The following is a 4,386-nucleotide window of genomic DNA, read 5'->3' as shown; positions in this document are numbered from 1 at the left end:
ACGGCGTCCCGTCGACCCGGTTCATGTTGGTCTCGAAGTCGTCGGTCGTCGAGAGCGCGACGACGCCACCCGGTCGACGACGATCTCACTGACTGGCGTCTCGCCGATGTCGAGGGCGTTGATTACGTCACTCCGTCGCTCTTCGGGGACGTCGAGCCGGCTGAGCGACTCACCCATCTCGCTGCGCAGTTCGGCCCGAGTGGTTACGAGACCGCTTTCGCCCCCCGATTCGGTCCACGAGCGCGAGATCTCGACGCCGAAGAGGCCGAGCAACGTTTTGGCCAGCCAGTCGGCTGCGATGATGACGTGGTACATGAGCTTCGTCCAGGCGCACAGCGGGCCCGAGCCGTATCCGGCGACGAACCTGGCACGCTCGATTCCCAGATACGTCGGTGCCTGCTCGCCGACGATGACGTGCAGGAAGTTGCCCACCGCCAACGCCAGGAGGACAGACAGCGCCGTGTGCTCTCCGCTGGTGGCGCCAACTGCATCCAGCAGCGACCCCATCACTGCCGTGATGGCCGGTCCAGCGACGACTCCCAGACCGACACTGCAGATGGTGATTCCCGCCTGACAGCCCGTGAGGCAGGTCTCCAACCGCTCGGTCATGTTCCAGGCGCGTTCGAGTCACCGTCCATCGCCGAGAAACTCCGCCTCCTCGAACCGCCTGACGCGTCATCGCGAACTCGGTCGTGACGAAAAAGCCGTTCCCCAGAAGAAGCCCGACACCACCGAACAGACGAACCCACGTTTCCAGGGAGATGGACATCAATTGACTGGTTTCTCCGGCCACTGTCCAAATCCACTGTCGACGCGCCTCGGTCGGACGGCCTGCGGCCGGTGGCTGACCGGCACGAGACTGCAGTGCGGGATGTCGCATACCGTCGCCCGGACCAGAAGTTGAGACTGGCCATCTCAATGCATAGCTGGTAGTGAGGAACGAATCAGTTGTGTGGATACTGTTCTCTTCCGGGCGAAAGCGTAGCTACAACCATCTTGACTGAGAAACCGGCACAACCGCGTAATGCACGTCGTATGATGACATCTATAGTATAATAATAACAGTCCTTATCTCCTATCCCGAACGATTTAGTATTGTGATGTCTACGCAAAATACACCGTCGGGTCGGATAGGGTCACTTACCCAGCTCCAGTGGCTGGCAGTTGCGTTGGTCGTCATCACTGGTGTCATCCACGTGTATGCTGGTATCGTCGAGGGGCGGGTTCCTGTTGCACTCGCAGGTGTTGGCTTCGCCGGCGCACTTGTGCTGTTCTTCTTCGACTATCGGCGTCGACTGCTCTACCTGATCGGGATTCCGTATACGGCCGTCCAGATCCCGCTCTGGATCGTGGCCAAGTCGGAGTACGGGATAATCGACTACGTCGACAAGGCGGTTCAAGTCGTCTTGATTCTCGTATTGATCTACCTCTACCTGAACACGCCCACCGAGCCGACCGGAAACACCCCAGCAGCAGCGGACTGAACACGTAAATCGTGACTTATGTTCACGCCGAATATTGCTTTGATATTGACCTGGAATCCCTTTGTTGACCCCTCCGTGCCGTGGCGGCCTATTCGAGAGGAGACGGACATACTCTCACCCTGTGTAGCCACACACTCCGACACGGGGCGAGTTGACTACGGGCAGGAATAGGTGATCGTCACACTCGTGAGCAGCCGTACAATCCTCACAGAGCCATGCCTCACCCTCCTGTCTGTAGAGGTGCTCGGTGCAGACGCTCGTCGCGGGGGCACCACACGTCTCGCACTTGATCTCGGGTGGCTCGTTCCGGGCGAGCACGCGAATCGCTCCATAGCCGTGGTCCTGGAGGCCTTCATCTCCCGTGTCACCGTATCCGAGACCGGCGACACGGAGTGACAGCTCGGTCGTCGTCCCGAAGTCGTACTCGTGAGTGAACTCCAATCCCCCCTCGAGGAGTTCCCCGAGAGAGATGTCCATGTCGCGGCGCTCGACCCCGAAGCCGAGCATCGACTCCTCCTCGGTGTACGGTTTCACGTACTCGACGTCGTCGATGGTAAACGAGCTCATATGTCCGCAGCACTCCAGCCAGATATCCCGTAGGAACTCGTCGAGCGCCGCCAACGTCGTCTCCTGTTCGATCTCGACGTGCATCCAGTAGTCCGTGCGGTAAGCGTCGCCGATAGACAGGTGGAACGTAGGCCGATCACCCGCGTCAACGTGGTCCTGCTTGCAGGATCGGAGATGACGGGTCATCCCTCGTTTAGTGTAGGTCTCCCCACATAGCGTGCAGCGGCCGTTTGTCATATCTTATCGCAGGCAGGGAGTCTTCAAAGGTGTCGGGGAGGGTTCCGGATAATCTCCTTCGATCGTGAATGTGTCGGTCAGGACTAGTGGGGAGTCCTCATAGACAGGGGTCCTCGACAGATTGAGACGGTGACTCGAGGAGAATGCTAGTCTAGCAATCCTAGATCGGCAAGCCGGTCTTCGACCACGTTAAGCGCCTGTTTGGCATCATCAAGCTCTTTGTCACCGGTAATGACGAGTTTCCCGCTCCCGAAGAGTAAGACGACGACAGACGGATCATCGAGCCGATAGACGAGCCCTGCGAACACCGAGGGGTGTCCAGGCCTGTCTCTCACCCACAAGTTGAGCCGCAGGAATAGACGGCCTCAGTACTGAGAGCTGACGAGAATACCGATATCTGGCGTCTCTCCCGAACGCAGGGACCGGTTCCAGCTGAAAGCACAGGGCAGCTTGAGCACCCACCGTGACTGATATGCCCCTTGATGTCTCCCTCGGCCTGCCCGAACCCTTCGTAGATCACCGCCGAAAGCGGCCAAGATGTCGCTTTAGAAACTCACGGACTTATGGGTGAGAGACAGAGTATGTTGCCGACCGTCTTGACGGTCTCAAGCTCGAACTGGCCGGTGAGATGTCCACAGACGGTGTTCGCGTGGGGCGAGTCGTCGGTTGTCTCGCAAACGTGATTGATCGAGGTCCCGCCGGCGAGGACCTCGTACAACTCATCGGAGGTGACCGGGCAATATCCACCGAAGAGCCTTGATCACCCCTCCGCAAGCGCCTGCTGGATCGCCACCTCGACCGACGTCTGCTCGATGGGAACGACCGACTGCAGGTCCCGCTCGGGGTCGACCGTCACGGGGTTTCGCATACTCTCGGCCAACGGCCGGGCGATGGCGTACTGGACGTCCGTGGTCAGTCGGAGCCAGTGCGAAGAGAGTCCCGGGGACATCACCGGTACCGGCACGATCAGGATACGCTTTCCCTTCTCCTTGGCGGTCAACTTCAGCAGGGACTCGTAGGACCACACTGTCGGTGCGCCGATGTCGTAGATGCCGCCCCGGGTCTCTTCGACGTCGAGGACGCCGACGAGGTAGGCGACAGCGTCGTCGATGCCGATCGGTTGACACGGCGTCCGCACCCACTTCGGAACCGCCATCACGGGCAGCCGGTCGGTGAGGTCGTCGATGATGCGGAAGCTCGCGCTGCCGGCACCGATGATGATCGCCGCCCGGAGGACGGTCAGATCGAAGCTCCCAGCCTCGAGTACTGACTCGACCTCCCGGCGGGAGGCGAGGTGTGGCGAGAGCTCCCGCTCGTCGCCGCTGATGCCACTCATGTAGACCACCCTGTCGACGCCGGCCGCCGACGCCAGCTCTCGGAACCGGCGGGCGTAGGTCCGGTCGAGCTCCGCGAAATTCTCGGCCGTCAGCGAGTGGATCAGATAGTAGGCCACGTCGATCTCCTCACAGAGCCCCTCCAGCGAGGCCGGATCGCCGAGGTCGCCTTCGAAGATCTCGACATCGTCGGGGAATCTCGACTGGCTCGCGCTCCGGGAGAAGGCGACGACGTCATGGCTGGCCGAGCGCAGGGACTCGACGAGCCGGCCGCCGACGAACCCGGTCGCTCCAACAACGAGGACACGCATTCTCGAATGTACGGACCGTTACGTCAAGGGTGTTCGGTTGGCTTGCTGTGCCAGCCCACCCGTGAGTGAATCAACTAGCGAAACGATAAGAGTCGCATGAGAACTGGACGAGAGGGGCCTCGGACCCTGGGCGATGGCAGTAATTCCCGTTGCGCTCGCTACCATAACTACGTCGGTGGTGGAAAACAGCGAGGGCAGCTCGTCGGACTGGAACCGGCGACGATACTTGGTCTCGCCGTCTCTCTCAAGCTAGTGCTGCGTCAAGTCTGAACTGCTAGAACCAACTGAGAGGCTCTGTATACCATGAATATAGCGATTCACGGCTGAAGACGCAATAGACCAAATAGAATATATACATTCGTCTTTAGCTAAGACTCACACCTCGGTTGCGTAGCGGTAGCGAGCGTCTCCTGTAAGATCGGTCGTTGCTGGTGGATCTTCTGAGCGTCCTCG

4 protein-coding genes and 2 pseudogenes are annotated in these 4,386 nt (G+C 60.0%); 1 reads left to right on the top strand and 5 read right to left on the bottom strand.

The annotated features are described in order from the left end of the window. Positions 1–21: 21 nt before the first annotated feature. Positions 22–609 carry a CNNM domain-containing protein gene (locus ACI944_RS12245; RefSeq protein WP_411719326.1) on the bottom strand — a complete coding sequence of 196 codons (588 nt, stop codon included), beginning with the start codon at positions 607–609 and terminating at the stop codon, positions 22–24. Positions 610–1,100: 491 nt separating this feature from the next. Between ACI944_RS12245 and ACI944_RS12240 the strand changes: the two genes are divergently transcribed. Next, positions 1,101–1,484 carry a hypothetical protein gene (locus ACI944_RS12240; protein ID WP_411719325.1) on the top strand — a complete coding sequence of 128 codons (384 nt, stop codon included), beginning with the start codon at positions 1,101–1,103 and terminating at the stop codon, positions 1,482–1,484. 114 nt (positions 1,485–1,598) lie between these two features. Here the strand turns inward: ACI944_RS12240 and ACI944_RS12235 are convergent, their stop codons facing one another. From ACI944_RS12235 to ACI944_RS12220, 4 genes and pseudogenes are all read right to left on the bottom strand, one after another. After that, entirely contained in the window at positions 1,599–2,288 is a 690-nt protein-coding gene (locus tag ACI944_RS12235) for a hypothetical protein (RefSeq protein ID WP_411719324.1), read from the bottom strand. A gap of 146 nt (positions 2,289–2,434) precedes the next feature. Then, positions 2,435–2,602, bottom strand: a pseudogene (locus ACI944_RS12230) (TATA-box-binding protein); the annotation flags it as partial. Between the two features lie 263 nt (positions 2,603–2,865). Next, positions 2,866–3,021: pseudogene (locus ACI944_RS12225) on the bottom strand (ISH3 family transposase); the annotation flags it as partial. A 27-nt stretch (positions 3,022–3,048) separates the two neighbouring features. Next, positions 3,049–3,933, bottom strand: a complete 885-nt coding sequence (locus ACI944_RS12220; RefSeq protein WP_411719323.1) for an NAD(P)H-binding protein — start codon at positions 3,931–3,933, stop codon at positions 3,049–3,051. Positions 3,934–4,386 lie beyond the last annotated feature (453 nt).

It is taken from the genome of Natronomonas sp., assembly GCF_046710025.1.
Lineage (GTDB): Archaea > Halobacteriota > Halobacteria > Halobacteriales > Haloarculaceae > Natronomonas.
Note: the sequence above shows the minus strand (reverse complement) of the source record. Positions and strands in the feature narration are given on the sequence as shown.

Bases quoted from the DNA above. Each gene is read 5' to 3' on its own strand.
- ACI944_RS12245 (WP_411719326.1), bottom strand. From the start codon at position 609: ATGACCGAGCGGTTGGAGACCTGCCTCACGGGCTGTCAGGCGGGAATC.
- ACI944_RS12240 (WP_411719325.1), top strand. From the start codon at position 1,101: ATGTCTACGCAAAATACACCGTCGGGTCGGATAGGGTCACTTACCCAG.
- ACI944_RS12235 (WP_411719324.1), bottom strand. From the start codon at position 2,288: ATGACAAACGGCCGCTGCACGCTATGTGGGGAGACCTACACTAAACGA.
- ACI944_RS12220 (WP_411719323.1), bottom strand. From the start codon at position 3,933: ATGCGTGTCCTCGTTGTTGGAGCGACCGGGTTCGTCGGCGGCCGGCTC.